At 48.0% G+C, this 26,480-nt stretch carries 25 protein-coding genes; 10 read left to right on the plus strand and 15 right to left on the minus strand.

Annotated features, from left to right (window positions below):
• Window positions 1–69 precede the first annotated feature (69 nt).
• Entirely contained in the window at window positions 70–2,118 is a 2,049-nt protein-coding gene (locus AC4BAP_RS10410) for an alpha/beta hydrolase family protein (protein WP_490582581.1), read from the minus strand.
• 464 nt (window positions 2,119–2,582) lie between these two features.
• Between AC4BAP_RS10410 and hisH the strand changes: the two genes are divergently transcribed.
• The 4 genes from hisH to hisIE all read left to right on the plus strand — a co-directional run bounded on the left by hisH (window position 2,583) and on the right by hisIE (window position 5,447).
• Window positions 2,583–3,164, plus strand: a complete 582-nt coding sequence (gene hisH, locus AC4BAP_RS10415; RefSeq protein ID WP_490582582.1) for an imidazole glycerol phosphate synthase subunit HisH — start codon at window positions 2,583–2,585, stop codon at window positions 3,162–3,164.
• Window positions 3,161–3,883 (plus strand): 1-(5-phosphoribosyl)-5-[(5-phosphoribosylamino)methylideneamino]imidazole-4-carboxamide isomerase, encoded by a 723-nt coding sequence (gene hisA / locus AC4BAP_RS10420; RefSeq protein ID WP_490582583.1) that lies wholly within the window; start codon window positions 3,161–3,163, stop codon window positions 3,881–3,883. Before hisH ends, hisA begins: the two co-directional genes overlap by 4 nt.
• Window positions 3,877–4,653, plus strand: coding sequence for an imidazole glycerol phosphate synthase subunit HisF (gene hisF, locus AC4BAP_RS10425; protein ID WP_490582584.1), 777 nt, complete (start codon window positions 3,877–3,879; stop codon window positions 4,651–4,653). The genes hisA and hisF overlap by 7 nt, the downstream gene beginning before the upstream one ends.
• A 182-nt stretch (window positions 4,654–4,835) precedes the next feature.
• Window positions 4,836–5,447: a bifunctional phosphoribosyl-AMP cyclohydrolase/phosphoribosyl-ATP diphosphatase HisIE gene (gene hisIE / locus AC4BAP_RS10430; RefSeq protein ID WP_490582585.1), complete on the plus strand. Its 612-nt coding sequence runs from the start codon at window positions 4,836–4,838 to the stop codon at window positions 5,445–5,447.
• Window positions 5,448–5,680: 233 nt separating this feature from the next.
• Here hisIE and AC4BAP_RS10435 read toward each other — a convergent pair whose 3' ends face one another.
• Together AC4BAP_RS10435 and AC4BAP_RS10440 are read right to left on the minus strand one after the other, a co-directional pair.
• Complete coding sequence (locus tag AC4BAP_RS10435) at window positions 5,681–6,289, minus strand: hypothetical protein (RefSeq protein WP_490582586.1); 609 nt, start codon at window positions 6,287–6,289, stop codon at window positions 5,681–5,683.
• 67 nt (window positions 6,290–6,356) lie between these two features.
• Window positions 6,357–7,214, minus strand: a complete 858-nt coding sequence (locus tag AC4BAP_RS10440) for an alpha/beta fold hydrolase (RefSeq protein WP_490582587.1) — start codon at window positions 7,212–7,214, stop codon at window positions 6,357–6,359.
• Window positions 7,215–7,384: 170 nt separating this feature from the next.
• On the opposite strand from AC4BAP_RS10440, the gene AC4BAP_RS10445 reads away from it, so the two are divergent.
• Window positions 7,385–9,067 carry an AsmA family protein gene (locus AC4BAP_RS10445; RefSeq protein ID WP_490582588.1) on the plus strand — a complete coding sequence of 561 codons (1,683 nt, stop codon included), beginning with the start codon at window positions 7,385–7,387 and terminating at the stop codon, window positions 9,065–9,067.
• A gap of 36 nt (window positions 9,068–9,103) precedes the next feature.
• Here the strand turns inward: AC4BAP_RS10445 and AC4BAP_RS10450 are convergent, their stop codons facing one another.
• Window positions 9,104–10,882, minus strand: coding sequence for a chloride channel protein (locus AC4BAP_RS10450; protein ID WP_490582589.1), 1,779 nt, complete (start codon window positions 10,880–10,882; stop codon window positions 9,104–9,106).
• Window positions 10,883–11,093: 211 nt separating this feature from the next.
• On the opposite strand from AC4BAP_RS10450, the gene AC4BAP_RS10455 reads away from it, so the two are divergent.
• Window positions 11,094–11,906, plus strand: coding sequence for a metallophosphoesterase (locus AC4BAP_RS10455; protein ID WP_490582590.1), 813 nt, complete (start codon window positions 11,094–11,096; stop codon window positions 11,904–11,906).
• Here AC4BAP_RS10455 and mnhG read toward each other — a convergent pair.
• The 7 genes from mnhG to mbhE are packed head-to-tail and all read right to left on the minus strand — an operon-like array spanning window position 11,881 to window position 17,828.
• Window positions 11,881–12,324: a monovalent cation/H(+) antiporter subunit G gene (gene mnhG, locus AC4BAP_RS10460; RefSeq protein WP_490582591.1), complete on the minus strand. Its 444-nt coding sequence runs from the start codon at window positions 12,322–12,324 to the stop codon at window positions 11,881–11,883. The two genes, AC4BAP_RS10455 and mnhG, sit on opposite strands and share 26 nt — an antisense overlap.
• Window position 12,325: 1 nt before the next feature.
• The gene (locus AC4BAP_RS10465; RefSeq protein ID WP_490582592.1) at window positions 12,326–12,595 is read right to left on the minus strand and encodes an MrpF/PhaF family protein; all 270 of its coding nucleotides are present in this window, start codon (window positions 12,593–12,595) and stop codon (window positions 12,326–12,328) included.
• Window positions 12,592–13,089, minus strand: coding sequence for a Na+/H+ antiporter subunit E (locus tag AC4BAP_RS10470; RefSeq protein ID WP_490582593.1), 498 nt, complete (start codon window positions 13,087–13,089; stop codon window positions 12,592–12,594). The genes AC4BAP_RS10465 and AC4BAP_RS10470 overlap by 4 nt, the downstream gene beginning before the upstream one ends.
• 22 nt (window positions 13,090–13,111) lie before the next feature.
• Window positions 13,112–14,611: a proton-conducting transporter transmembrane domain-containing protein gene (locus AC4BAP_RS10475; RefSeq protein WP_490582594.1), complete on the minus strand. Its 1,500-nt coding sequence runs from the start codon at window positions 14,609–14,611 to the stop codon at window positions 13,112–13,114.
• A gap of 8 nt (window positions 14,612–14,619) precedes the next feature.
• Entirely contained in the window at window positions 14,620–14,970 is a 351-nt protein-coding gene (locus AC4BAP_RS10480; RefSeq protein WP_490582595.1) for an NADH-quinone oxidoreductase subunit K, read from the minus strand.
• Window positions 14,971–14,973: 3 nt separating this feature from the next.
• Window positions 14,974–15,516, minus strand: coding sequence for an MnhB domain-containing protein (locus AC4BAP_RS10485; RefSeq protein WP_490582596.1), 543 nt, complete (start codon window positions 15,514–15,516; stop codon window positions 14,974–14,976).
• Window positions 15,513–17,828, minus strand: a complete 2,316-nt coding sequence (gene mbhE / locus AC4BAP_RS10490; RefSeq protein ID WP_490582597.1) for a hydrogen gas-evolving membrane-bound hydrogenase subunit E — start codon at window positions 17,826–17,828, stop codon at window positions 15,513–15,515. Before mbhE ends, AC4BAP_RS10485 begins: the two co-directional genes overlap by 4 nt.
• 139 nt (window positions 17,829–17,967) lie before the next feature.
• Here mbhE and AC4BAP_RS10495 point away from each other — a divergent pair, with 139 nt between their 5' ends.
• Window positions 17,968–18,885 (plus strand): universal stress protein, encoded by a 918-nt coding sequence (locus AC4BAP_RS10495; protein ID WP_490582598.1) that lies wholly within the window; start codon window positions 17,968–17,970, stop codon window positions 18,883–18,885.
• 622 nt (window positions 18,886–19,507) lie between these two features.
• On the opposite strand, the gene nhaA is transcribed toward AC4BAP_RS10495, so the two are convergent.
• Window positions 19,508–20,839: a Na+/H+ antiporter NhaA gene (nhaA, locus tag AC4BAP_RS10500; protein ID WP_490582599.1), complete on the minus strand. Its 1,332-nt coding sequence runs from the start codon at window positions 20,837–20,839 to the stop codon at window positions 19,508–19,510.
• Window positions 20,840–21,395: 556 nt separating this feature from the next.
• Here nhaA and AC4BAP_RS10505 point away from each other — a divergent pair.
• The 3 genes from AC4BAP_RS10505 (at window position 21,396) to AC4BAP_RS10515 (ending at window position 23,149) form a co-directional block, all read left to right on the plus strand.
• Window positions 21,396–21,872, plus strand: coding sequence for a hypothetical protein (locus tag AC4BAP_RS10505; protein WP_490582600.1), 477 nt, complete (start codon window positions 21,396–21,398; stop codon window positions 21,870–21,872).
• 83 nt (window positions 21,873–21,955) lie between these two features.
• Entirely contained in the window at window positions 21,956–22,591 is a 636-nt protein-coding gene (locus AC4BAP_RS10510) for a hypothetical protein (protein WP_490582601.1), read from the plus strand.
• 96 nt (window positions 22,592–22,687) lie between these two features.
• Window positions 22,688–23,149: a hypothetical protein gene (locus AC4BAP_RS10515; RefSeq protein WP_490582602.1), complete on the plus strand. Its 462-nt coding sequence runs from the start codon at window positions 22,688–22,690 to the stop codon at window positions 23,147–23,149.
• Between the two features lie 122 nt (window positions 23,150–23,271).
• On the opposite strand, the gene AC4BAP_RS10520 is transcribed toward AC4BAP_RS10515, so the two are convergent.
• From AC4BAP_RS10520 to AC4BAP_RS10530, 3 genes are read right to left on the minus strand one after another with little or no spacing between them, the layout of a single operon-like run.
• Window positions 23,272–24,345: an alanine racemase gene (locus tag AC4BAP_RS10520; protein WP_490582603.1), complete on the minus strand. Its 1,074-nt coding sequence runs from the start codon at window positions 24,343–24,345 to the stop codon at window positions 23,272–23,274.
• Window positions 24,346–24,348: 3 nt separating this feature from the next.
• The gene (locus AC4BAP_RS10525) at window positions 24,349–24,801 is read right to left on the minus strand and encodes a GNAT family N-acetyltransferase (RefSeq protein ID WP_490582604.1); all 453 of its coding nucleotides are present in this window, start codon (window positions 24,799–24,801) and stop codon (window positions 24,349–24,351) included.
• The gene (locus AC4BAP_RS10530; RefSeq protein WP_490582605.1) at window positions 24,741–26,477 is read right to left on the minus strand and encodes a sodium:solute symporter family protein; all 1,737 of its coding nucleotides are present in this window, start codon (window positions 26,475–26,477) and stop codon (window positions 24,741–24,743) included. Before AC4BAP_RS10530 ends, AC4BAP_RS10525 begins: the two co-directional genes overlap by 61 nt.
• Window positions 26,478–26,480 lie beyond the last annotated feature (3 nt).

Genomic DNA, 26,480 nt, shown 5'->3' on the forward strand with positions numbered 1-26,480 from the left:
GGAGCTGCGCACGCTGCGAGGTCCCAAAAAACAAAAGCCCGATACAAAACTGTACCGGGCTTTTATACTTTAGTTTACTTTTGGCTTCAGGGTTTCATCTAACCAGTTGAAGAACTCACGCTGCCAAACAATGGCATTCTGTGGTTTTAATACCCAGTGGTTTTCTTCCGGCAAGTATAATAACCTGCTCTTGATGCCTTTTAACTGCGCCAATTGGAAAGCCTGTAAGCCTTGCTCAATGCTTACACGGTAATCTCGGCCACCCTGTACGATTAGGATGGGGGTGTTCCATTTGTTGGCATGCTCAATTGGGTTAAACTCCTTGTAAGTCTGCGGCGATTTGGTTTCCCAGTAAGGGCCTTTTAGTTCGTTGTTAGCAAAGAACATTTCCTCGGTGGTGCCATACCAGCTGCGCATGTCAAACAAACCGTTGTGCGAGATAAAGCTCTTGAAACGGCCTTCGTGCACACCCGCCAGCATAAACACTGAGTAACCGCCGTAACTGGCACCCACGGCACCCAGGCGGTCTTTGTCTACATAAGCTTCTTTGGCAACATCATCGATAGCTGCTAAATAGTCACGGATAGGCTGGCCACCCCAGTCGCCGCTGATCTGGCGGTTCCACTCTTCGCCATGACCTGGCATACCGCGTCTGTTAGGTGCCACTACGATGTAACCGTTTGCAGCCATCAACTGCATGTTCCAGCGGTAAGAGTATGACTGCGTAAGCGCAGACTGCGGACCACCCTGGCAGTAAAGCAGTGTCGGATATTTTTTGTTCGGGTCGAAGTCCGGAGGGTATACTATCCACGAGAACAGGTCTTTGCCATCGCTGGCTTTTGTAACGCGTGGCTCCACTTTGCTTAGGGCCAGCTTGTCGTATACTTCGTTGTTAACAGTAGTAAGCTGTGTCAACTGGCCGGTTTTAGTATCGAGGCGGTACAATTCAGCAGCATGGTTCATGTCGGTGCGCGACACAATCAGGTTATTGCCAGACTGGCCCACGATACCGTTCACATCGAACTGGCCTTTGGTAACCTGCTTTATACTTTTAGCCGAGAACTTGCCCAGGTCTTTTGGTAACGCGATTTCATAAAGCTGGATAGTACCTTTGGTAGGCGCTACAAACCATATCTTGCTGCCGTCGTTGCTCCAGGTAAACGAGTTTATCGTTTCGTCCCAGTCTTTGGTCAGGTTATACTTTTTGCCAGTCTTGCTATCTAGTACGATTAGTTCATTCTGGTCAGCTTCGTTGCCGTCCTCGTCCATACTTAACCAGGCAAGTCTGGCGGTGTTTGGTGCAAAGGCAGGGGAAGTGTCGTAACCTAAGTTACCCTCGGTAAGGTTGGTTGTTTTGCCAGAGGCGATATCGTAGCGGTATATGTCGGTGTTGGTGCTAACAGCGTAATTCTTTCCGAACTTCTTCTTGCTCACATAAAGTATACTTTTGCTGTCTGGGCTCCAGACCACGTCTTCGCTTCCGCCAAAAGGCATCTGCGGCGAATCGTAAGGCTCACCCGGCATAATATCAGTAGCATTGCCTACTTTACCATTATCGTAAGTTGCAAAGAATACATGTTGAAACTTGCCGTCTTCCCAAGTATCCCAGTGGCGGTAGTTCAGGTCGTCGTACACGTATGCGTTGGCTTTCTTCAGTTCCGGGTGGCGCTCATTGCTGTGCATAGGCTTTATCTGCACCTCACGGGTAAACAGCAGGTGTTTTCCATCCGGAGAGAAGCGTACATTGCTCAGGCCGCCCTCAACATTAGTCAACTGCTTAGGTTCACCTTTGCCATTGGCTAGCTGCCACAACTGGCCTTTGTGTAGGTATACTATAGTGCCAGTAGCTTTATCTATGTGCACGACACTTTCACTTCCTTTGGTTGTGGTAAGCTGAGTAGCTTGGCCACCGCTAACCGGGATAGCGTACAGGTTACGCTCGCTACCGTTCTCCTCCATGTTAACGTAGCTCACGCCATATATCACCGACTTTCCGTCTGGTGTAACTGTTTCGGCAGATACCCGGCCTAGTTTCCAGAGCAGTTCGGGTGTCATGCGCTGTTGTGCGTGTGCCATGGTTGCAGCAAACACACCAGCTAGTATAAATATCTTTTTCATACTCCAAAAATAAGCGAAAACCTGATATCTAAAATACCCTATCATTGCTTTAAAGAGATTTGTACCCACTATTTCTTGATATTCGGGTATGGGTTTGTATATTTGCAACAATGAAAGGCACAATGGCTCATATGCACCATCATCATGCACGAAGCATCAGTTTCGGAGCCGCCTGCCTATGGATTTGCCAGTAGTATACTTACTATACATTTTCAAAAGCCTGACTCCGAAACGAGTCAGGCTTTTTTTTTACCGGTGATTAAGGAGATTAGGATAGATTTGATTGATTAACATAGACTCTACAATCTGTCATAATGATTTTAACAAGGTTGTTTACAATTGATGAAGAGAGATTTAAGCTGATGAACCTGATAATCGAATCCTTTAAATCTATCCTAATCCCTTTAATCACCGGTCTTAACTCTAAACTCTAAACTTTTAACTCTTAACTCTTAACTATACAAATGAACTTAGTTATAGTTGATTACAAAGCCGGCAACGTGCAGTCGGTGCAGTTTGCGCTGGAGCGGCTGGGTGTACAGGCCACGCTGAGTTCCGATGCCGAAACCATAAAGGCTGCCGACAAGGTTATTTTTCCGGGAGTAGGTCAGGCGTCGGCTGCCATGGCGCAATTAAAGGTCCGTAACCTCGACAAACTGTTGCCAACACTAGAGCAGCCATTTTTTGGGGTGTGCCTGGGCATGCAGTTGCTTTGCCAACACTCCGAAGAAGGCGACACCGACCTGCTAAACATCATACCGCTGCCCGTTAAGCATTTCGAAACCGACCTGAAGGTGCCGCACATGGGCTGGAACCAGTTGGAGAACCTGCAATCGCCGCTATTTGATGGCCTGCAGGAGAAGGACTATGTATACTATGTACACAGTTACTATGTACCGCTTAGCGCGTATACCATTGCCCAGACATCGTACCCGGAGCCATTTTCGGCAGCCCTACAGTATAAAAACTTTTACGCCGCGCAGTTTCACCCCGAAAAAAGTGGGGCAGCCGGTTCACAGATACTCAAAAACTTCTTAGCCCTATGATGGAGATCATCCCTGCCATTGACATTATCGGAGGCCAGTGCGTGCGCCTGACCGAAGGCGACTTTGCCCAGCAAACTACTTACAATAGCAACCCACTTGAGGTAGCCAAACAGTTCGAAAGCCACGGCATCAAGCGCCTGCACCTCGTGGACCTGGACGGTGCCAGAGCGAAGCAGCCGGTAAACCTTTCCGTGCTCGAAAGTATAGCCGCCAACACCAACCTGACCATAGACTTTGGGGGAGGTATACAATCGGAGGAGGCCATACAGCAGGCTTTTAACGCAGGTGCCGCACAGATCACTGCCGGAAGTATAGCTGTTCGTGAGCCTGACACGTTAAAAGGCTGGTTACTGAAGTATGGCGCTGAAAAGATCATCATCGGGGCAGATTTTAAAGGAACCAACATTGCCATTTCAGCCTGGACCGAAGAAAGCAAGTACCCACTTCAAGACTTTATCTCGGGTTATGTTAAAACAGGTGCCAAACTATTTATCTGCACCGATGTGAGCAAGGACGGTAAACTACAGGGGCCATCCACGAACACATACCGCCATTTAAAGTTAACCTTACCCGAAGCCGAGATCATTGCCAGCGGTGGCGTTACAACCATCGATGACTTGGAGCAACTGCAGGAGATTGGCGTGAAGGGTGCTATTATAGGCAAAGCGATCTATGAAGGTACGATCAGTTTAAAAGACTTAGAACGATTTGTATGCTAACCAAACGCATTATTCCTTGTCTGGATATTAAAGACGGCCGCACGGTAAAAGGTGTGCAGTTCGAGAACATACGCGATGCCGGCGACCCGGTGGAACTGGCTAAATGGTATGCTGAGCAAGGCGCCGATGAGCTGGTTTTCCTGGATATTACCGCGACCAACGAAGGCCGTAAAACCTTTGCCCAGTTGGTTCGTGATATTGCCCGCCACATCGATATTCCGTTTACCGTGGGTGGTGGCATTGGCTCCGTAGCAGATGTGGAGGTGCTGTTGCAGAATGGTGCTGATAAAGTGTCCATCAACTCATCGGCTATTAAAAATCCGCAACTAGTAGCAGAACTGGCGAGCCACTTTGGTAGCCAATGCGTTACCGTAGCTATCGATACAAAGTATAAACCCGATACCGGCTGGAAAGTATACACCCGTGCCGGCACCATTGAAACGGAGTACCAAACCGTAGATTGGGCAAAGCAGGTGGTTGAACTGGGCGCTGGTGAGATTCTGCTCACAAGTATGAACAACGACGGTACCAAAGCAGGCTTCGCCCTGGATATAACCAAAGAGGTGGCAGAAGCGGTGTCAGTACCCGTGATTGCCTCTGGTGGGGCCGGAAGTATGGAGCATTTCGCAGATGCCTTCCTGAAAGCGAATGCCGATGCTGCTCTGGCCGCCAGCCTGTTCCACTTCCGGGAGATGGGAGTAGACGAACTGAAGCAGTTCCTGAAACAGCAGGGGATTGCGGTACGTCTGAATCAGGATTTTCAGGAATAATTGATGGACAGGATTTATACTACAAAACTACTGGCGCGGAAGTATTTTCTGTGTCAAAGTATAAAAAGCGAATCTCAGATTCGCATCTATTGAAAGGACCGAAAATGACTTTCGCACCAGAAAAGAGTTTGAGCAAAGTATAACCTCTCAACTCAAAACTTTTAACTCTTAACTTTCACAAAGTGAACTTAGATTTTGAAAAAGCCGGTGGGCTGGTACCTGCCGTTATACAGGATAATATTTCTGGACAAGTGCTGATGCTTGGCTACATGAACCAGGAGGCACTGGAGAAAACCAAGCAGGAAGGGTTGGTTACTTTCTTCTCACGTTCCAAAAACCGCCTCTGGACCAAAGGTGAAACTTCCGGCAACACACTGCAGGTAGTAAGTATAGCCCAGGATTGTGACTCTGATTCGCTGCTGATAAAAGTGAACCCGAACGGGCCTACCTGCCACACTGGAAGCACCAGTTGTTTCGGAGAAGAATCAATCTCCAACCGTATAAAGGCCATTCAGTTCATTGCGCAGTTGGAAGAAGTGATCCAGCAAAGAAAAACCAATCCTGCCGAAGGTTCCTACACCAATTTCCTGTTTGATAAAGGCGTAAACAAAATAGCCCAGAAAGTAGGAGAGGAAGCCGTGGAAACGGTGATCGATGCCGTGGCCGGAAAGCTGGATACCATGAAACGCGAAGCAGCCGACCTGCTTTACCACCTGTTGGTATTACTGGCTGCTACCGATCTGGAGTTAAAAGATGTGGTGGCTGTGCTGGAGGCTCGGCATAGTAAGTCTTAACCGCAGATTAATGGGGATTTTTGGGATTAGAAGGATTTTTGATTTACTAAAGTGAGACTGCTTTGCGCTTATCAAAGCATGTAATGCCAGCCCTTGCTGTTTGTTCGCACCAGTAAGCACAATTTTCATTGCACTTTGCTAGTTGGTGAAAGAAACTAACAATGATGTACGACTATTTTATGAATTGAAGTAATCCCTCTAATCCCTAAAACCCCCATTAATCTGTGGTCCGGTTACCTGCTCATCTTAACATTCTTGAATGAGCCTCTAAGTATAATATCACATCTTTGCGGTTGCGGCAGGGTTGATTGATCTAGTCTTGGGTCTGTTGCGTCCAGCATTCTCAGTTCAAAGTCACCGCTTATTGTTTGCGTACGTGGGCTATACTCGGTGATTGTGAAGTAATTAAACTGATTGACATCAACTCTGTCGCTGTCGATGATGGCGATGACAGTAGAAGAGGGGCTTTGTTCACGTATATATGCATACCTGAAGGTGGCTTCTTTCATGTACACAGGATTGAATGGCTGAACGTTGTAGACACCAATGTAGTCTGGGAGTAACTGGTTTCGGGCAATTAAAAAGCTGATGGCGTCGCGGCCTACCGGGTAGGGAACCTGCAACGTAACCCTAAGCCCATCAAAAGTTATAGTTGCAGAAGGCGTTACCTCTTCCTTCAGATAGGTAGCCATACCTACGGGTTCTGCAGGGCCATTGCGCTCAGAGATAAACGAACGGTGCAGGGTAGCCTCTGCGATCAGCACAGCTTCCGGTTCTCTGTCGGTGTCACAAGCTGTCAGGGTAAGCAGTAGCAGGGCAAAAAGCGGTAATAGGTTTTTCATGGTTTTATTTTGTTTGGTCTAAAATGCTGAACCTTATTGCCATTACCGTGCCAATATTAAGTATTTCTTATATAAAGTTTTTGATCGCCTCGGTTACTTCGCTGCCTTTTTCTTCCTGTAAAAAATGCCCGGCCTTAATTTTATGTATCTCTGCCTCCGGAAAAGCTGATTCCCACTTACCCAGGAAGTGGATCGGGAGCAGCGCATCTTTCTCACCCCAAAGTATAAGTTTCGGTATTTGCCTTATATTTTCGTGTTGGTTCCAGAGCGCTGCAAAGTATGAGTTGGATGCAGAAAGCGCCTTTGCAAAGTGCCAGGTACCCAGGCGGCTGCCTGCGCCGGAGAGTGGTTTCAGGTAATGCTGGTAGATATCTTTGGTAAGGTATTTTCGCTGACTGTAGCCTTTTGGGAGTAAAAACCTGGCCGAGAACCCCAGCTTTAAGTACAGGAACCTGCCAATGCCACCACTCAGAAACTTACTTATCTTCATCATCTGCACCTCAGGTTCCAGGCTCCACATCCAGGTATTCAATATCACAAGTTTTTTTACGTTTTCCGGGTGCCTGATGGCGTAGCGTAAACCAATTGGGCCACCGAAATCATGCACTACCAGCGTGATGTTTTTGAGCTTTAGCCTGTCAATCAACTGCTCTAAGTTATCGGCATGTGCCTCTGGGGTATAAGCGAAATCCTGGGGTTTGTCAGATAATCCGAAGCCAAGGTGGTCCGGGGCAATGCAGCGGTGTGTGCGTCTAAGAGATTTGATCTGCTGACGCCATACAAAAGACCAGGTTGGGGTGCCGTGCACAAACACGATCGGCTCGCCATCGCCTTCGTCTACATAATGCAGGGTGCCGTGCTCCAGTTCTGTTGTGTGGTGGTGAAAGGGGTAAAGTATACGGTCTAGCCATTTAGGTGATCTCATAGTTGCGGGTTTTGGTGCGCTTGTTACAAGGTACTAAATTTCGGCCGGATAGTTATTTATACTTAGGTAAGTATTTATACTTATCCCAAAAAAATAGCACACTTTATTATTTCACATTCGTTTAGCAGCATTTCAACGTATGAGTGCTTAATGTATTTATACTTGATTCTGTGAAGCGGAAAGAAAACAACAAAGCGAAGAAGTGGCTGATTGCAGGGGCAATTGTAGTTGGCATAAGTATACTGTTATTTGTAGGGCTGCATGTATTCACATTGTGGTTTCAGAGAAAGCTGGAAACCACCGTGCATGAACAATCGAAGGGGATCTATACCCTGGACCTGTATGGTTTTGAAACATCACCGTTTGTCGGGGCCGTATCCGTGGACAGCCTTTCACTGCAGCCGGACTACGCCAGGTGGGAGGAACTGAGCAGCCAGGGAGAGGAAGTGCCCCGTTCGTTGCTTAGTTTCAAAAGCAAGGCCATACAGCTAAACCGGCTCAGCTTCTATAAAATGATCTTCAAGAGAAACGTGGACCTGGGAAGCCTTTGGGTTGAGGAGCTTGACCTGCAGGTTACCGCTACCCAGAAAGACACCACCTCGCAGCACAAACCCATGCACGAAACTGCAAGCGGCCTGCTTAAAGACCTGCATATTGGCAAGCTCAGGGCTAACAAAGCTAATTTCAGTTACCAGGAGGCTATCAAGGATAAGCAGGATGTACTGACACTGCAGAACTTTGACCTTACCGTAGAAGACTTCACCCTGGACAGTGCTTCCTTTTATAACAAGGAGAAAGCCTATTATGCCAGCAATATTGAACTCTCCGCTGGAAGCGCCTACTACAACATACCAAACGACCATTATCGGTTAACCACCGACTCCCTTAGCCTGAGTACACGCGAAAAAACGCTCTCAGCCTATAAAATTAATTTTAAGCCAACCATCGGTCCATCGGCGATGGCAAGGGCAAAAGGCAGGGCCACTACCTATATAAAATTAGACGTTCCCTTTGCACAGATCACAGGCGTAGATTATCCGGAGCATTCCAGATCCAACAATATCTTTGCCCAACACATACTTATCAGCAAACCCAGGCTCAGCGCGTTTAAAGACAAGCAGCATTTTTCTGAAGGTGGGTCACAGCCTATGCCACACGACCTGGCCCGAAATGCAAAAGGACTTTTCGGGATTAAAACGATAGAGATCAGAAACGGCTACGGAAGGTATGAAGAACTGGCTCCGCAGGCCAACAAAACCGGCTTGATCTATTTTTCTGGTTTCAACAGCACGATGCAAAACGTTACCAATGTGCCCGGCAGGATGTCGCGCAAGAACCCTGCTGTGGTTAAAGCCAGGGCCATGCTGATGGGCAAAACACCCATGCAGGTTACCATACGCTTACCGCTGCTGGATAAAAGCGGGTATCACACGCTGCAGGGCAATATCGGGTCGGGTGGCCCACAGATGCTGAACCCTATACTTGTGCCCACCAATTTTATAAAAGTGGATAAAGGTTATGTGCAAAGTATACGGTTCGATGTGACGCTGAACCGACGGAGGGCCACCGGTACCATGCGCGCCATTTACCAGAACCTTGAGATTGAATTGCTCTCTACGGGTGCGAAATCGGGTAAAGACCAGGGATTTGGAAAAAAGTTACTCTCCAAAGTGGCAGACTGGTTTTTGATAGAGAACAGTAACCCGGATAAGAAAGGGGAGAAGCCACGCATTGCCAGAATCTCAGTTACCCGTAAAAAGGAAAGATCCGTGATCACGTACTGGAAAGACTGCATTGCCATGGGACTGATGTCCAGCATGGGACTTGAGAAAATGGCCGAGTCCAAGTTTTAGGCGCTATAGGATAGAATCGTTTGCTGGCACTATGGCTTATACGTTGGTGGTTTTGATCAGCAGTTTTCTATACTTTGTAAAGATGCTCGACTTGGACACAAAGCCCAGGTATAAATCACCCTCCAGAACAGGCAGGTTCCAGGCTCCCGATTCATCAAAACGTTTCATCACGTCGGCCATGCTATCGTCGTGCTGCACCACGGCAGGCGGCTTTTGCATCAGTTCCTTTACCTTCACGGTGTCATACTTCTCAGTTTTAAACATGATCTCGCGCACGTTCTCCAAAAGTATAACCCCAACCAGTTGCTGCCGCTCGTTAATTACCGGGAACAGGTTACGGCGCGAGTGGGCAATTACCTGTACCAGTTCACCCAGCGTAGCATCTGGCGAAATCTCCTGAAAATCTGTTTCGATGAGATGGCGGATCTGCATGATGCGCAGGATGGTTCTGTCTTTGTTGTGTGTGAGCAGCTGCCCCTTTTGTGCCAGTTTTTTGGTGTCGAGAGAGTAAGGCTCAAAATACTTGACCAGGGCAAATGACGAGGCAGCCACCAGCATCAGCGGGATCATTAACGTATAGCCCCCGGTAATTTCGGCAATCAGGAAAACTGCTGTTAAGGGCGCGTGCATTACCCCGCTCAGGATACCGGCCATGCCTACCATAGAAAAACTGTTTATGGGCAGGTTACCGATATGCAGCAGATTGACCAGTCTGGCAAAAAAGTAACCAGTGCTGGCGCCTACAAACATGGAGGGGGCAAAGTTGCCGCCGTTACCCCCGGAGGCGATCGTGATGGTGGTGGCAAATACCTTTACAAGTGCCAGCGCGCCAACAAAGCCAAGTATAAGCCACTCGTTGGTGCCAAAAAAGGACAGCCAGCTGTCTTGCAGCAGGAGTTCAGCTTTGTTGGCTTCCAGCAGTCTTATACTTCCGTAGCCTTCGCCAAACAAGGGCGGAAAGAGCATGATAAGCAGGCCCAGCAAAATACCACCTACAATGGCACGCTGGTATACTTTGTACTGGTATGCTTCAAAAACCTCCTCGACACGAATGGCCATGCGGGTATAGTATACCGATAGCATACCGGCCAGCAGACCCAGCAGCACATAAAAGGGCAGGTGCCCAGCCTCAAAGAACTCACGTTGACCCAGGTTAAAAAGGATGTCCTCGTTAAGTATAAGCTTGGAGCAAAGGGCGCCAACCACAGCAGCAAGTATGATCGGTATAAATGCCGTTATGCTGACATCTACCAGCAGCACCTCTATGGCAAACAGTACACCGGCAATGGGAGCGTTAAACACGGCAGCGATACCTGCAGCTGCCCCTGCGGCCAGTAACAGGGTGCGGTCGCGGTAGTTAAGGTGGTAATCGCGGCCAAAATTGGAACCGATGGCAGAGCCTGTAACCACGATCGGAGACTCCAGTCCGGCAGAGCCGCCAAAGCCAGCCGTAATGCCGCTGGTAAGCACATGCGAGAACATCTTGTGCCGCTCCACCATACTTGACTTCTGAGAGATATTGAAAAGTATGTTGGCTGTACCGCGTCCGATCTTACCGTTAAACAGTACCCGCACCAGGAACACCGTCAGCAGAATACCTATAAGCGGAAAAACAACCAGCCAGTAAGGTTGGTTAAGAAGGCGGTTGCCATATGCGAGCATCAGGTGTATGTAGTGCACCATGCTCTTGAGCACCACAGCGGCGAGTCCGGCAGTTAAACCGACCAGTACACTGGATACCAGCATAAATTCCCGGTCGGAGGTATGGCGGCGAAGCCAGAGAAGCGGTATTTTGGCTTTTTTAAAGTATGGCATTTCAGATAGTTAGCCTGAAAAGGGTAGTATCAGTGTTTAGACTGCAAATTTAACAGAAGCATTCCGAAGGCCAATCAAATTTTAAAAATTGCATTAGATTTACAGTAAAATAATCTGAAAAGCCCAACCCAAAGCAGCTATAGCCTGTTATATATAATATAAGGTCTAAGCTATACTTGCACGGACGTAAATAAGTTACCCAATTTAAGCCATGACAAAACATACCGCCATCGTGCATCATGTACTGGAGCTGCCTGCGCTGCATGGCCCCTTTCATATTATCGGGGATGTGCATGGCTGCTTTGGCGAGTTGGTGGAATTGCTGGAGCTGTTAAAGTATAAGGTAGTGTTTGGTGAGAGTCAAAAACGCTACAAGGTTACCCGGCCGGATAAAAGTATACTTGTGTTTGTCGGCGACCTGGTAGACCGTGGCCCAAACTCCCCGGAAGTGATGCGGCTGGTGATGGACATGGCAGAAGATGGCCTGGCCTATTGCGTAAGTGGCAACCATGATGACAAGCTTCTGCGTTTATTGCTGGGGCGCAACGTGCGCGTGCGGCATGGCCTGGAGCATACCGTAGAGCAGCTGAAGGGCTATAACGCAGCCTTTAAAGACCGCATGAAGGAGTTTCTGTTACAGCTGCCACACCACATTATTTTTGACGAAGGGCGTTTGGTTGTGGCCCATGCCGGCCTACAGGAAAAGCTACACGGACTGAACACCAAAGGCGTGCGGGAACTATGCCTGTATGGACCCACCACCGGTGAAACGGATGACCTGGGTCTGCCCATACGCCTGGACTGGGCTGCTGAGTACTGCGGCAAAGCGATCGTGGTTTACGGGCATACACCAGTGCATGAACCGCTCTGGCGAAACAACACCATTAACATCGACACCGGCTGCGTTTTCGGAGGTCGTTTAACCGCACTTACCTACCCGGACCACATCCTTTCCTCCGTAGACTCATACGATACCTATGCCAAGGCCGTAAGGCCGTTTATAAAGTACCATCACCACCATTAGGCATTTGCTTTTTAGCCGCTTCCTCTCTGTACTTGTCATGGCTTTTAAGCTTCTCCAGTTCTTCCTTTTTCAGGTAATCCTCAAACTCCGTTAAATTTGTTTTAGACCAGAACGGCGATTTGTTACGCACGGCTGTCCTGCCGATAACGTGCGCGGCAACAGGTGCTGTTATAAACGTGAACGTAATTATCGCCAGCACCTTCAACATAATGTCGGGTTGGTTAAAGTAGATGCCAAGGCCAAGCAGTATAAGCCCAACACCCAACGTGGCACCCTTGGTAATGGCCGACATGCGGATGTAAAAATCCGGGAAGCGCAGCAGGCCTATCGTGGCAATGAACATAAAGATCACACCCATCAGGATCAGCACACAACTGATGATCTCCTTTACAAGCTGTAAGTCCAGGTTATCAAACATGTCAGCGGTTGATCTTGAGGATGTAAAAAGCAAATGTTACCGAGCCCAGGAAGCCGAACACCGAAAGTATGATAGCCACATCGATAAAGTCCTCGTTGTTGGTAAACTCTGTGTAGATGGCTATGATTCCAATGGCGTTAGCCACGATCAGGTCGAAGGCCGTAATGCGGTCGGGCAGGGTGGGGCCAATAGCAAAGCGCACCGCCGTCAGCATCAGGCAGATACTTAGCGTGGCCATGGCAATTGTAAGTGTTATCTGGAACAGGTTCATGCGTTCAGTTCAAGTATGCGTCTTTCAAATCCCTGTTTAATGTATTGCTTTAAGTTCTCGATGTCGTTGTGCCTGATGTAAAGTGAGTGCACATACAGCACTTTGCGGTCGCTGCTTACGTCGATGCTCAGTGTGCCTGGCGTAAGCGTTATGATGCAGGCAAGCAGCGTGATCTCGAAGTCTGTTTTTACACTAAGCGGCAGCGCTATAATGGTAGGCTGCATGTGGTAGCGCGGCGTTACTATGTCATAGGCTATCTTCAGGTTGGCAATCAGCAGCTCTTTCAGGAAGTATGCGGCGAAGCTGATGGCCTTCGGCATCTTACGGAAGTATGGCTTGTTGTAAAACCAGGTGGTTGACCACAGGCTCCAGAATATGGCCAGAAACACAAAGGCTGCCGTAAACGCGTTATAGGGCAACAGCGGCGGGTCCTGGTGCGTGATCAGGTAAGATGCTATAAAAGCGATGGCCGTATGCAGGTAAAATGTGCGCATATGCTACAGGCGGTTTTTTCCGTCACTTTCTTAGTACGGCATTAATGTATATTTCGCTGTTAAACAGCTGCTCCGCAGAAGCCATGCTGAGTTCGATGACCCACTCCGGAAACAGGCCCAGCAGCAGTATAAAGAAGAGCAGGAAAAAGGCAGGCAGGTACAACGTATAGGCAGCAGGTGTTTCGCGTGCAGGCTCTTTCAGGCGGGTGGGCCTGGGCTTCCAGAAAACCTCATTCCAGATCTTTGTCATGGATAGCAGCGTGATCAGGCTAACACACAGCGAGGTGCCCACCAGAATGTAGTTGCCTGCTTCAAAACCGCCTTTGGCCAGCATGAACTTTCCCCAGAACCCGGACAAGGGCGGCAAACCGGCCAGCGACATGGCCGAAATGAAAAAAAGTATGGACAGCACCGGATGCTTCAGGTAAATACCTCCCAGTCTTGCCAGCGCAAAAGAATGGTGCCGGTAAGCCACCACGCCACTTACCAAAAACAGGTTGGTCTTTACCAGCATGTTGTGGATGATGAAGAACACGCTTCCGGCAATAGCCAGTGGCGTATAAATAGCCAGGCCCATCAACATATAGCCGATCTGACTGATGATATGAAACGACAGGATCTTTCTGAAATCCACTTGTGCGGCAGCGCCTGCAACCCCTATGGCCATAGTAAGCCCTGCCAGTACCAGCAGCAAAGGTTGAGAATAGTCCAGATCAACTGAAAAAATAAGGCTGTAAAGCCTGATCATGGTATAAATGCCAATTTTGGTGACTATGCCGGCAATAAACGCCGATACCCCGATGGGTGGGGCATGGTAGGAGGCCGGCAGCCAGAAAAACAGCGGGAAAATAGCCGCTTTTATCCCAAAGCCTGTCAGGAAGAAGGCTGCAGGCAGCGCAAGCAGACTGTTGTTGATGTGAGGCTCGCGTACCAGCCGTGCCAGCTCAGCCAGGTTCAGGGCCCCGAACAAGGCATACATGATACCGGTGCCGCAAAGCAATAGCCCTGAGGCCACAAAATTGATGGTTACATACTTTAAAGCGCCCTCCAGCTGCGATTTTTTGTTCCCCAGCGCGATCATGGCAAAGCAGCAGATCAGTATCACCTCAAACCAGACATACAGGTTAAAGATATCGCCTGTAAGGCACACGCCACTAATGCCCATTTGCAACAGCAGGAAAAGCGGAAAAAAGCCAAATCGTTTTCTTGCATTGTCGAGAGAGCTCAGGGAGAACATGAAAACGGCCAGTCCTACTAGTCCGGTGGTCAGGAGCAACAGGCTGCTCAGCACATCGGCCACCAGGGTTATGCCAAAAGGGGCGGGCCAGGAGCCAACCTGGGTTACCTGTATCCCGCTTTGCAGCACTGTTTGCAGCATCAGCCCGGTTATTCCTATAAAGGTCAGTTGGGCAAGCGATACGACTACTGTCTGCCATTTAATGTGCCGCCATAAAAACACACAGGCTATTGCACCCAACAGGGGCAACAGCAGGGGCGTTATGAGCAGGTGAGCGGCATCCATAAGCAGTTTCAGATAACTTCGTTACCGTTAAGGTTATCCAGGTTGTTTGATCTGAAGGCTTGGTATACGCGCCTTATCAGCACAATGGCAAATGCTTGTATGCCAAATCCAATAACGATGGCTGTAAGCAGAAGCGCCTGCGGCACCGGGTCGGCGTATGGTTCTGTTGGGAGTTCCTTGCCCTGGCTGATAATGGCGATGCTGCCGCGCTTTATACCACCTACCACAAACAGAAACAGGTTGGTGGCCAGCCCAAACAAGATAAGGCCAAGTATAAGCTTGAACAGGTGCCGGTGAAGTATAAAGTATATGCTCACCGAGAAAAGAAGTCCAGTCAGAAAAGGCAGTAGTATTTCCATAGCTTAATCTTTTGACATCGTAAAAACCATTTTCAGCACCATGCCCAAAACCAACAGGTATACGCCGGTGTCAAACAAGAGTGGTGTGCCCAGAGATCCGATCAGGGGAAGTTTCGCATCCAGCCAGTAACCTGTCAGGAATGGTTTGCCAGCCACCAGACCAACCACACCACTGCCAACGGCGATCAGCAGTCCGAAAGCCATCAGGTAGGTGGGCCTGAGCCGCAACAGGTAGTAATTCCATATATAGGTCGGTTTCTCTTTTTTGTTGCGGGTAATGTTTTTGCGCAGCAGGCGCAGGGCGTGCCGTATGTTGTTGTGGTGTGGCTTTCTGTCATACTTGTAAAACGTCAGGCTGAAGTATGATTTGGCGGTTTCTTTGGTACCATATGCCAGCGTATGAAAAACGAAGGCGATAGATCCCATCAGTCCGCCGATGAAGCCGCCGCCAGGGTGGTTGTGCCCCCTGAACAGGATGTATACCGAGAAGACCAGGAATACCGGTGTCAGGATTCGGATGGCGGTGGCGAATATGAGCGTTTTCATGGCTTATCTCCTTTCTCATTACGCATACGCAGCAAAGCGAAGATACCGAGTGCCGCTACGGCCAGCACGGTTATCTCACCCAGCGTATCCAGTGCCCTGAAGTCTACGAGTATCACGTTCACGATATTGCGTCCGTGGGCAAGCGTTACGCTGTGGTCGCCGTAATATTGCTTCAGCTCAGATACAACCTTACGGTCCTGCACTACCAGCATGGTATAGGTCATTACGGACCCGAACAGCAGCGATACGGCCAGGTACTTATACTTTTTAAACTGATGAGACAGGTAAATAAAAGCGGGCAGCTTATGCAACAGCAACACAAATATCACCACCGTCAGTGTCTCGATCAGGAATTGCGTGGCTGCCACATCCGGTGCTCCAAACAGCACATAGATCAGCGCCGCAGAATAACCCACCAGGCCCATTACCACAATAGAGGTAAGCCGCGATCTTGTTCCCAGTAAATAGAGCAAAGCGGCACTTACCAGCACAAAGATCACCACATCATGAAAAGGCATCTGCAACAGCCACTCCGTTCTTTTCTCGAACTGTATGTGAGGCGCTTTCTGCCATAATACTATCATAACCAGTACCGAGTAGAAAAGTATGATGTAAATGGTGTACCGCCTCAGGTTTCCGTTCTGGATCACGCTGATGAATTTTTTGGCGTAATGCAGGAAGCCTTGAAAAAGGAGATGGTAAAGGCGGTTGGGGCCAATGTTATACACAGGTATAAGTATGCGGACATGGGTGCGCAGCATGCGCAGGTATTGGTATAAAACCGTGCCCAGAATAATGGTAAGCACGCTTAATCCAAGTTCTTTAGTTACACCATGCCACAGTTTTAGCCTAAGTTCTATGGCTGTTCCGTTTACACTTTGGATAGCATGTGTTAATACGGGCTCAATGATTTGTGTAGGTGCCAGGCCCAAGGCTACACCTAGTAAACCAAGCGTAAAGGTGGGTATGTATAGGTAAAAAGAAGGTGAATGGATAATTTTTTTTGATCTTCTGGCTTTGCGCCAGAAAATACCGAAACTCAGTGCTATAGCCACGGCTACGTAGGCGATACCAGTTAAAAATGTAAGGCCGAAAACCAGCCACACATAAGCTCTGATATTAAGAGACGCCTCGTATAGTAACTCCTTCCCGATAAAACCAAAAAAGGGCATTAGTCCAGCCATAGACAAAGCGGCAAGCGTAGTGCCCATGGCCGTTACCGGCATATAGCGGGCCAATCCATGCAGCTTGCCAATGTCGCGGGTGCCTGTGCTGTGATCTACGGCGCCGGCTGCCAGAAACATGGTACCTTTATAAAGTGCGTGCGCCAGCAAAAACACCAGCATTGCCTTTAGCGCTACCGTAGTGCCAAGCCCGATCATGGTCACCATTAGCCCTAGTGCGCTGATAGTGGTGTAGGCAAGTATGGCTTTCATGTCGGTGTGTTGCAAGGCCAGGAAAGCCCCAAGCAATGCTGTAAAGCCACCGGCCGCCACCAGAGTATACTGCCATACATCTGTCCCGGCCAGCACAGGCGATAAGCGGGCCAGCAAATAAATACCGGCCTTTACCATGGTGGCAGAATGCAGGTAGGCACTAACAGGCGTGGGTGCGGCCATAGCGTTGGGCAACCAGAAATGGAATGGAAACTGCGCCGACTTTGTAAAGCAGCCTAAAAGTATAAGTATAAGCGCGGGTAAGAAGTATGGGTGCCTGATAAAGCCGTCCTCTAAAGTAAGCAGCTCGCTGAATGTAATGCTGCCCGTGATGATCGTGATCAGGATGAGGCCGCCGAGCAATGCCAGTCCTCCCAGGCCGGTAACCAGCAGCGCCTGCCATGCAGCTACCCGCGATTTCTCCTGTTTGTTATCAAAGCCGATCAACAGGTATGAGCTTATACTTGTAAGCTCCCAGAAAACGAACAGGCAGAAGAAGTTATCTGAAGTAACTAGGCCCAGCATGGCCGTCATGAACAGGGTAAGGTACAGGTAAAAGCGGCCAAGTAACGGATGCCCTTTCAGGTAACCAGCCGCGTAAAACATGATCAGGGCCCCAAAAAAAGAAACCAGCAGGCCGAAGAACAGAGAAAGCCCATCCAGCCTGAACTGCAGGTTTACCTCCAATGCAGGTACCCAGGCATACAGAAAACTAACATACTTCCCGGACAGTACAGGCGGCAGCAGGGTGCAGAAGTAGGCAAACACGCCTACCGGCAGCGCCACCATGGGCACAACTACATACCTGCCCAGCAACCTGTATAGCCAGGGCGCAGATAAGGCAATAAGCAGGCATATGGACAGGACCAACAGCATAATAAATATATTTTTCTACATATTTCTGTTATGTTCCGTATGTAGTTAGACAGTAGTACACCGTTACGGCCAATTGGTTGCATAATGCCGCCTGCGCCGCACTTATTGAACATTTTACTGCAAACCACACCGACACACCATGGATACGCTAAAACGAATAATGGTAGGCCTGGACCTGACCCCGATGGATGAGAGGCTTGTTGCTTATGCCGCTTTTCTGAGCAAGGAACTGCAACTGGAGAAAGTATACTTCATCCATATAGAGAAATCCCTTGATCTTCCGGCTGAGATGTTACAAGGCATCGGCCATGAACGCATGCCTGCAGATGAAAGCCTGAGGCAGAAAATCGGCTTACTGGTAGGCCCATCCTTTGCTGATAACCAGACAGAAGTGGAAATTCTGGTAGAGGAGGGGGTGCCTTTAAAAGGATTGCTACATTGGTCTAAAATAAAACAGGTAGACCTGATGCTGGTTGGCAGGAAACTGCGTTTGCGGGGCAGTGGCGTGCTGGCACAGAAGCTGCTGCGCACAGGCAAGTTGGGTGTATTGTTTGTACCCGAAACAGCCGATCCGCGCCTGAACAACATTATGGTAAGCGTTGATTTTTCAGAGTACAGTGAAATGGCCCTGGACAGAGTTTTACATTCGGCCCTGAACAGACCGGGTACCCATGTGTATTGTTTGCATGTATACCAGGTACCAACAGGTTATCGTACATTGGGCATGACCTACGAGGCGTTTGAAGAACGTATGCGTGGTTTTGCTCAGGAGAAGTATAACAAACTGCTCAGCCGTTTCCCGGAACTAAAAGACAGGGCAGAGCTTGTACTTGTGAAACAGGGGCATAACGATGACATTGGGGAATTAGTGGTAATCGAGGCCAAGCGTGTGCGAGCCGACATGCTGGTGATCGGCGCCAAGGGTTTAACTGCTGCTGCGCACTTTGTGCTTGGCAGCGTTACAGAAAAGGTATTGCGCAAGGACATGGATATTCCGTTGCTTGTATTCAAAAGAGAAAAGGATGAGGTTGGCTTTTTGGATGCCATTCTTTCTTAATTCAGAATCAGGATTTGCAGGATTTTTAGATGAACAGGATATTGGGTATTGCGGTGTAGTATGCCCTATGCACTTCATGTTATAAATTAAGGCCTGCTAAGTCCAATAAATCAATTTTAATGGCTATTGGCAGACGTTTCCCCGCCTTTCTATCTAGTCGCTGTTCATCCACAGCATCATTAACGGCATAGTTTCACTCCTGGCTTTGGTGCGCTCAAGGCCGCGTGGCCTCGCCTTTGGGCATCGCGCTGTGTTCCCTCCTGCGCTTGCGCGCTGCCGCATCCGCGGCACCGGATCTCACAAGGCGCTCAACCCAAAGGCTGGGATTGACACTTCTTAGCTAAAGGCTGCTGCAACCGAAGCAAGTATAAATTGGCATTAGCAGAAAATTCCCCGCCTTGGACAAGGAGGGGCTAGGGATGGTTTGACCCGGTATTCCGAAATTCCCCTCTTGAGAGGGGCAAGGGGTGTGTTAATCGCTTAATAAAATCCCCTCCTTGGACAATCGAGAACGAGAGTTTGAAGATTGCGAGCGTAGCTCTGAGAGGCAGGGTTGGTTCGACCCGGTAATGCATAAATCCTGTCCATCTAAAAATCCTGCAAATCCTGATTCTGAACTACACTACCCAACCTTCTTATCCCCAGAAAACCGCAGCAACAAATACCCCAGAACCCCCGCAACCAACGAAGCGCAAAGTATTGCCAGCTTGGCCTGCGGCAGGAAAGGTGACTCAGCGAAGGCAAGGTTGGCGATAAAGATGGCCATGGTAAAGCCAATACCCCCCAGAAACGTTACCCCGATCAACTGAACCCAACTATAAGCAGCTGGTTTACGGGCAATGCGGGTTACAGAGGCTAACACGGTAAACAAAACTATACCTACAGGTTTACCTACTACCAGGCCAAGTATAATACCCCATGTAAGCGGATTACTGAAGCCATCTGTTAACTCGGCATTGATAAGAATACCGGCATTAGCCAGCGCAAAAACCGGCATAATGGCGTAGGCTACCCAGGGGTGCAGCGCATGCTCCAGGCGATGCAACGGTGACATGACCTCCTCGCAATTAGCCTCTATGGTATGCACAGCAGCCTGAAAATTTTCTTCATTATCTGGTACATCTCCTAAGTGCTTAGCATGGTGCGCTGCATGCAATTCGCCAAGTATCGTGTCGGTGCTGTCGATAAACTCCCTTTCCGAAAGCTTTGACCGGGCCGGTATGGTAACCGCCAGCAGAATGCCAGCCACCGTAGCATGTACACCGGATTTAAGGAACGCTACCCACATAATGATGCCCAGCAAAGTATAAATGAGAATGCTGCGGTTACGGACGGCACTAAGTATTAGCAGCACCCCAAACACCAGCAGCGCTACCCAAAGGCTAAGGAGGTTAAGCTTCGAAGTATAAAACAGCGCAATCACGAGCACAGCGCCAATATCATCTACAATAGCGTAGGCTACCAGAAACAGTTTAAGAGATAGTGGGATGCGCTTGCCTAATAGGGCAAGTATGCCAATGGCAAAGGCAATGTCGGTGGCCATGGGTATGCCCCAGCCATCGAGGGTGTCGAGTTGCTGGTTTAGCAGCATGAAAATTCCGGCAGGCACCACCATGCCCCCAATGGCCCCCATCACCGGAAAAGCCGCACTCCTAAAACTCGACAACTCGCCGGTAAGCATCTCGCGTTTTATCTCCAGCCCCACCACAAAAAAGAAAATTGCCATTAGGCCATCGTTGATCCAAAGTATGGCAGCTTTGGAAATGCCGTAGTCGCCGAGTTGCAGCGTAAGGGTGGTGTTCCAGGTGTTCAGGTAAGTTTCGGCCCAGGGCGAGTTAGCCCAAGCCAGCGCCAGCAGCGTGATCAGCATCAGGAGCACACCGCTAAAGGCCTCGGCGCGGATAAACTCCTGCAGCGGGTAAACAATTTTATGTAGTAGTCTTTTTGCAGACATATCAGAAGATACCTATATGAAAGATTTTTCCTGATATGGACGTGAAAGGGGAGAAGAGGGTTGTTTTACATGCCTTTGTAAACTCGTTCAGAGCTGAAGCTGATTACAATTGCGACTTTACATTATACCGTGTGAAATATGTGGGCCTGCTTAATATGACTATCATGTGCAGCGCTTGCCCTTGCTGCGTGTTCTCACCAACATGAATACCTGCCTGCGATTTTTTGCTTAATTAACTCAAGTTGCGATTAACCCACCCCTAACCCCTCCGAGGAGGGGAATTTTGCTCCTGCTTGAAATCCCCTCTTGAGAGGGGCGCAGGGGTGTGTTTACACTTGCTTGGTTTATCGTTTATTACAACTTGAGTTAATTACTTATTGAAAAGTCTGGCTAAACAGTATTTTGTTTCTATATTGTATTATAATAATATTAGAGTTGGCTTTAGTCTGTTTGTCTATTCGCCACCAAAATTGAAAATAGGGTAGTTTATACCTTCGCACATAGTGCCAATAACCTTATGTTTACGCTTTCCCGATAGTTGTAGGTTATTAAAATAATGAAGAACCTAATAATAAGTATTTCTCTGTTCTTAGTAGCAACTTTAATTCTGTCCTACAGATTTTGGGGCTACCCTGATAGATTAATTGAAACAACTGGTGTTATCAGAGACTACTCTTTCACAACTGAATCTGATGGTCGTGGCGGTAAAAACTACCAGTACTTGTTTAGTTTGTACGGGGATGGTAGCCAATACAGAATACCAGCTAAGTTTGTAGATAATTTTAACAAGGGAAGTTTTGAGCAACAAGTTGAAATTGGCGACACAGTAGCTTTATTAATAGACCAATTACCAAATAGTCTCAATGGACACATCACTGTGTATGAATTGCGCTCTGGTACTGAATCATTTTTAAGTGCTGAAGAAGCAATTAAGACAGATAAACTGGAAAAAAATATAGCTATACCTTTCTTCTTTGTATTCATCAGCTTCATTAGTTTACTGAACTACAGGAAGTATAAAAACAAAAAATAACATCCTAAAACAAGGTTCATACATAACCCTTGCTGACGCTAAGGACTCTGTATGCACGAGTACGATACCTAACATTATAAGTCATGAAGTTGCTCGTACTTATTCTTAGCCTTTTCATAAGTAGCTCAGCATTCGGACAGCTAACTGAAACCCAATTCTATTGGAAATCCATTCGTGATAAAGATGTAAAAGAGTTGGGAATGGCCAAACTAGATTCCACTGATTACCAGAAGGCGTATCGAATATGGAGAGACTATCAGGTGATAGAGTTACTGCAATACAACGATTCTACTTTTGACGGGCAAATTGTAAATTTTGTGACCAAACATTCTGGGAGTAAAAGAAAACCAAAGAGTGAGTTACTTGTACACAAAATCAAGATTTCAGCCCAATCGGCATCATTGCTCATGGACACTCTGCAGACTTTCAACATTGAAACCTTGCCTGACTCCGAAGAAATAGAGAACTACCCGCAAGGATTTGACGGAACGACCTACGTTTTCGAAGTTCGAGATAATAAAGCTTATCGCCTATACTCATATTGGGAACCCGAAAGCGAGAGATACCAAGATGGAAGCTTACTTGAGATTATAAGTGTTAGAAATATTTTAAAGTTGCTTAATAGTGAATTTACCCTCAACAAGCTTTTCGCTGGCTTTTTAGATAGACTCCCAAAAGGAGAGTATAGTTATGGCGGCATTTACATGATTAAGAACTAAAAATAAAATTAGGTAACCATGTGTATACTTAAAGCATAGGTTAATGCCTTGCACATCATCTACACCAGTCCGGTTACCTGTCATATAAATTTATAGATGAGGAATAAACTTTTCTACACAAGCTTATTTGTTGCTCTTATAGCCGCAGCGTGTAGTTCGGAAATTGAAGAAGATATTGTCACCAAAGAAAGAATCGGAAAAATAGCAGAAAAGGTACTCATTGATTCTACAGCTATTACATTTAGTCTTGACAGTTTGACAAGCTATACTTGGGATGAAGTATATATTATAACTCCTTACACTCAACTTGACAAAATGGAGCAAATCACTCGTGCTAATTTAAGCCCAATTGAGAAAACAGGAATTGAGTCTGCTGATTGGAAAAACGTTATTGCTTTCATAAGTAAAGGAAAACTGATAAGCTATGTGGATCTGCCAAGGAATAATGGTGACTTTGCTTACTTGAATTACTCTGTTTTGCTTTGCCCTTATGGAGCCACGACGTTCAGAATGATAAACAAGAATGGTCGAGTAGTTGTAGAGAAAATTAAAAACTAGATTTGGAAAGAAGGTACAGGCTTTAGTTTCTGCTATGCCTTACCACAGCCTCCATAGGACATTAAACAAATACCCCTCCTCCCATTAAATACAATTAAGAGGAGGGGTGTTTTTATAATTTTCTACTTCACCACTTCCTTCGCAATATACCTGGAGTTAAGTATACTTAGCGCGCCCATATACCTTAACCCGAAACGCAGCACATCGCCCACTTTATAGTTCGCCTCGTTTTCGCCGAGTTCAACCACCAGCATATCAGAGCTTGCGCCAATCACGCTTATAGTTTCGTCTTTCGGAATCAGGAACTTTGGATTAATGTCGAGCAGGCCTACGTCCAGAATGGCGCGGTGCGAGGTTTTGCCGTACAGGCTTTCATCTACCTCGAAGCTCTCGCCGCTGGGGTTTTCGGCCAGCATGCCACTCGGGATCATAGGTTTCTCGGTCAGTTCGATAATCTCGGTAAAAAGCTCAAACACATCGTCGTGCATGCCCTCGAAGGTTTCGCCGGTAAACAGGTTAAGGCCAAAGAAAAGCGCTTCTCCAATTCTAAAATGGTTAATGCCCTGCGGCATCTGGTGCGTGAAGAGCAAAGGAATTGTTACCGAAGTACCACCCGATACCCACGGAATATTACGGTTAAATTTTGCCTCGATGATCTGCTTGTACAGGCTTAGCTGAATGAGCTTATCGCGGGTGGGCATTACACCGTGCAGACAGTTAAAGTTGGCACCCAAACCAATAACAGATATATTGGGCAGGCCAAACACTTTGGCGTAAAAATCTACCAGTTCATCACCCATGACGCCCTCACGCAGATCACCCATCTCGATCATGATGATGATCTTGTGCTCTTTGTTCTGCCGCACCGCCTCATCCGAAAGTAGCTTGATGATCTCGTACTCCGTCTGGAAACTGACGTCGGCATACTGTATAATGTCGGGTATACTTTGCTTGGGCGCAGGCTTTATGTACACCGTCTGCACATGGGGCGCTACTTTTTTAATGGCCTTTAAGTTCGTTACCCTGGAGTCGTGTATCTCCTGCACGCCAAGCGCCAGCACTTCCTTCAGGAACAGTTCGTTACCGCAGAGCAGCTTGGTTACAATGCCCCAGTCAATGCCGTGCTCCTTAAACACCTTGTCCAGGTGGTTGTAGTTGTGTTGAAGTTTGTCGTGGTACAGCTTTAAAACTGCCATGGTTTATCTTTGTAGTCTGTATTCGAGGTATTTGTTTGTAAAGCCCAGTTTCTCATAAAGAAACTTAGCCGAGTTTTGTGGCTCAACGTGCAGGGCAATACTGCCTTGTGTATTGTCGATAGCGGTTTGCACAATCTTTTTGCCCACACCTTTGCCGCGTTGGCTGTTATGCACGGCCACGTAAACCAGTATGTTCTCAGGTATATACCCACTCATGCCCGTATTGTTCATGATCAGGGCGCCAACTACTTTGTCATCCTCACGCGCAACCACCACCGATCCACCTTTGCCTTCGGCAGTCGAGAGGGCATAGTCCATACACTTAGCTATATCGGCCCGCTGGTCACCATACTCATCCAGGTGCTTGAAAAGGAAATCGAGTACTTCATCTTGGTTTAGTTCTGCATGATCTCCTGGGGTGTAGATGCTGTAGCTGACGTTGTTGTTTTCTGCCATGTTTTATTTTTTGATTTATCAGGGTATAGAATAGTTAACGTAAAGTATAAAATAGCGGAAGTAGTTAATCCGAATAAATTAGGATCGAGGTTGTAGGGAAGCCTGAATGTAAACCCTGCAGCCGGGATGTGTACGATACTGTTGGTGGCAATGGTTTGATTAAGCAGGTTTAAAAGCTCCGCTGCACTTAAACCGGACACATTCTCCGCATTAGCAAAGTATGGCTGCAGCTGTTTTGCCAGCAGCAGAAGGTAAGCATCAGCGCTTACAGGGGCAAGTATAAATACCTGCAATACAACTGTTACTATACCACCCATGAGCATAGCCCAGAAAGCGGCCACACTGCTGCGCTTTTTCCAGAACAAGGCACCAAGTACCGGTACAAACAAACCCGACACCATAAAGGCATAAGAGTAAAGCATCAGGTCGAGCACGTTGGTCATTGTGGTGGCCAGCCAAAGCGCAAAGGCACCCACCAGCAGCGTTACCACTTGTGAGAGGCGCAGCGTAGACGGGGCATCCGGGTCAATTCTCCGGAAGTGGCTCAGCACATCTGTCACAATATTTCCCGACGAGGCCATCAGGCAACTATCTGCCGTTGAAAGTATAGCCGAAAAGTATGCTGAGAGCATCAGGCCCATGAGGCCAACCGGCAGCACAGAGCGCAACAGCATCGGCAATCCTGTTTCAGGGTCAACCACACCGCCGGCCACCAGGTCAGTAAACATGCCCTGTTCAGAGGCAACCCTTGCCAGTATACCCAGGCTCACACCCATAAAAGCCATCACAGGCCACTCAAATAGTCCGGCAATATACCAAGCACGTTTGGCTGTTTTTACATCGCGGCACGCATAGATGCGCTGGTAGAGCGTCATGCCCACAAACCAGATAGGTATGATAGTAATGGCCCAGTTCACTATTTGTTGCCAGGTAATGTTGTTCAGGCTCAGAAACTCATCGGGTAGGGTAGTGCGGATAGCGGTTATACTTTTGCCTGCCTGCGTGGCCAGAAAACCTGGGTCTATCAGTTCGCTAAAACTCATGCCCTCCAGGCCGCCGCCTACTGCCAGAAACGAGACAGGTATACCAATAAACACAAGTCCACCCATTAGTATGGCCCACTGTATGGTATCAGTATAGATTACGGCTTTAAGTCCGCCCATAACGGTGTATACCACGGCCATAATACCCATCACCAGCAAGGCTGTGTTTAAGTCGAGATTGGTGAAGGTGCCGCTGGCAAGCTTAGCGCCGGCCAGTATCTGAGAGCTTGTGAAACCCGTGTAGCCAATGGCCGAGATAATGCCCGCCAACAGAGCAACACGTGCATTAAAGTAGTGCCCGAAGATCTGTGGAAAGGTAAGGAAATTGGCAAAGGCAGGGTTGTCTTTTACTTTGGGTATCAGGAAAACCGCTGCCAGCCAGGCACCCAGCAAACCGGTAAACAGCATCCAGGAGCCCGACAAGCCCATCGCAAAACCTAGTCCGCCAAGTCCAATGGAAAAGCCGCCACCCACATCAGTTGCCACCACCGATAACCCGATGTGTCCGCTGCTCATGGATCGGCCGCCTACATAGTAATCTTCAGCGCCCTGGTTCTTTTTTAAAAAGTAAAATCCAACTCCGAGCATAGCCAACATGTATGCCGCAAAGATGGACAGATCTATATAATGCATGTA

It is taken from the genome of Pontibacter sp. GD7 (assembly GCF_058216375.1).

Bases quoted from the DNA above. Each gene is read 5' to 3' on its own strand.
- AC4BAP_RS10410 (WP_490582581.1), bottom strand. From the start codon at position 2,118: ATGAAAAAGATATTTATACTAGCTGGTGTGTTTGCTGCAACCATGGCA.
- hisH (WP_490582582.1), top strand. From the start codon at position 2,583: ATGAACTTAGTTATAGTTGATTACAAAGCCGGCAACGTGCAGTCGGTG.
- hisA (WP_490582583.1), top strand. From the start codon at position 3,161: ATGATGGAGATCATCCCTGCCATTGACATTATCGGAGGCCAGTGCGTG.
- hisF (WP_490582584.1), top strand. From the start codon at position 3,877: ATGCTAACCAAACGCATTATTCCTTGTCTGGATATTAAAGACGGCCGC.
- AC4BAP_RS10435 (WP_490582586.1), bottom strand. From the start codon at position 6,289: ATGAAAAACCTATTACCGCTTTTTGCCCTGCTACTGCTTACCCTGACA.
- AC4BAP_RS10440 (WP_490582587.1), bottom strand. From the start codon at position 7,214: ATGAGATCACCTAAATGGCTAGACCGTATACTTTACCCCTTTCACCAC.
- AC4BAP_RS10450 (WP_490582589.1), bottom strand. From the start codon at position 10,882: ATGCCATACTTTAAAAAAGCCAAAATACCGCTTCTCTGGCTTCGCCGC.
- AC4BAP_RS10455 (WP_490582590.1), top strand. From the start codon at position 11,094: ATGACAAAACATACCGCCATCGTGCATCATGTACTGGAGCTGCCTGCG.
- mnhG (WP_490582591.1), bottom strand. From the start codon at position 12,324: ATGTTTGATAACCTGGACTTACAGCTTGTAAAGGAGATCATCAGTTGT.
- AC4BAP_RS10465 (WP_490582592.1), bottom strand. From the start codon at position 12,595: ATGAACCTGTTCCAGATAACACTTACAATTGCCATGGCCACGCTAAGT.
- AC4BAP_RS10470 (WP_490582593.1), bottom strand. From the start codon at position 13,089: ATGCGCACATTTTACCTGCATACGGCCATCGCTTTTATAGCATCTTAC.
- AC4BAP_RS10475 (WP_490582594.1), bottom strand. From the start codon at position 14,611: ATGGATGCCGCTCACCTGCTCATAACGCCCCTGCTGTTGCCCCTGTTG.
- AC4BAP_RS10480 (WP_490582595.1), bottom strand. From the start codon at position 14,970: ATGGAAATACTACTGCCTTTTCTGACTGGACTTCTTTTCTCGGTGAGC.
- AC4BAP_RS10485 (WP_490582596.1), bottom strand. From the start codon at position 15,516: ATGAAAACGCTCATATTCGCCACCGCCATCCGAATCCTGACACCGGTA.
- mbhE (WP_490582597.1), bottom strand. From the start codon at position 17,828: ATGCTGTTGGTCCTGTCCATATGCCTGCTTATTGCCTTATCTGCGCCC.
- AC4BAP_RS10495 (WP_490582598.1), top strand. From the start codon at position 17,968: ATGGATACGCTAAAACGAATAATGGTAGGCCTGGACCTGACCCCGATG.
- nhaA (WP_490582599.1), bottom strand. From the start codon at position 20,839: ATGTCTGCAAAAAGACTACTACATAAAATTGTTTACCCGCTGCAGGAG.
- AC4BAP_RS10505 (WP_490582600.1), top strand. From the start codon at position 21,396: ATGAAGAACCTAATAATAAGTATTTCTCTGTTCTTAGTAGCAACTTTA.
- AC4BAP_RS10510 (WP_490582601.1), top strand. From the start codon at position 21,956: ATGAAGTTGCTCGTACTTATTCTTAGCCTTTTCATAAGTAGCTCAGCA.
- AC4BAP_RS10515 (WP_490582602.1), top strand. From the start codon at position 22,688: ATGAGGAATAAACTTTTCTACACAAGCTTATTTGTTGCTCTTATAGCC.
- AC4BAP_RS10520 (WP_490582603.1), bottom strand. From the start codon at position 24,345: ATGGCAGTTTTAAAGCTGTACCACGACAAACTTCAACACAACTACAAC.
- AC4BAP_RS10525 (WP_490582604.1), bottom strand. From the start codon at position 24,801: ATGGCAGAAAACAACAACGTCAGCTACAGCATCTACACCCCAGGAGAT.
- AC4BAP_RS10530 (WP_490582605.1), bottom strand. From the start codon at position 26,477: ATGCATTATATAGATCTGTCCATCTTTGCGGCATACATGTTGGCTATG.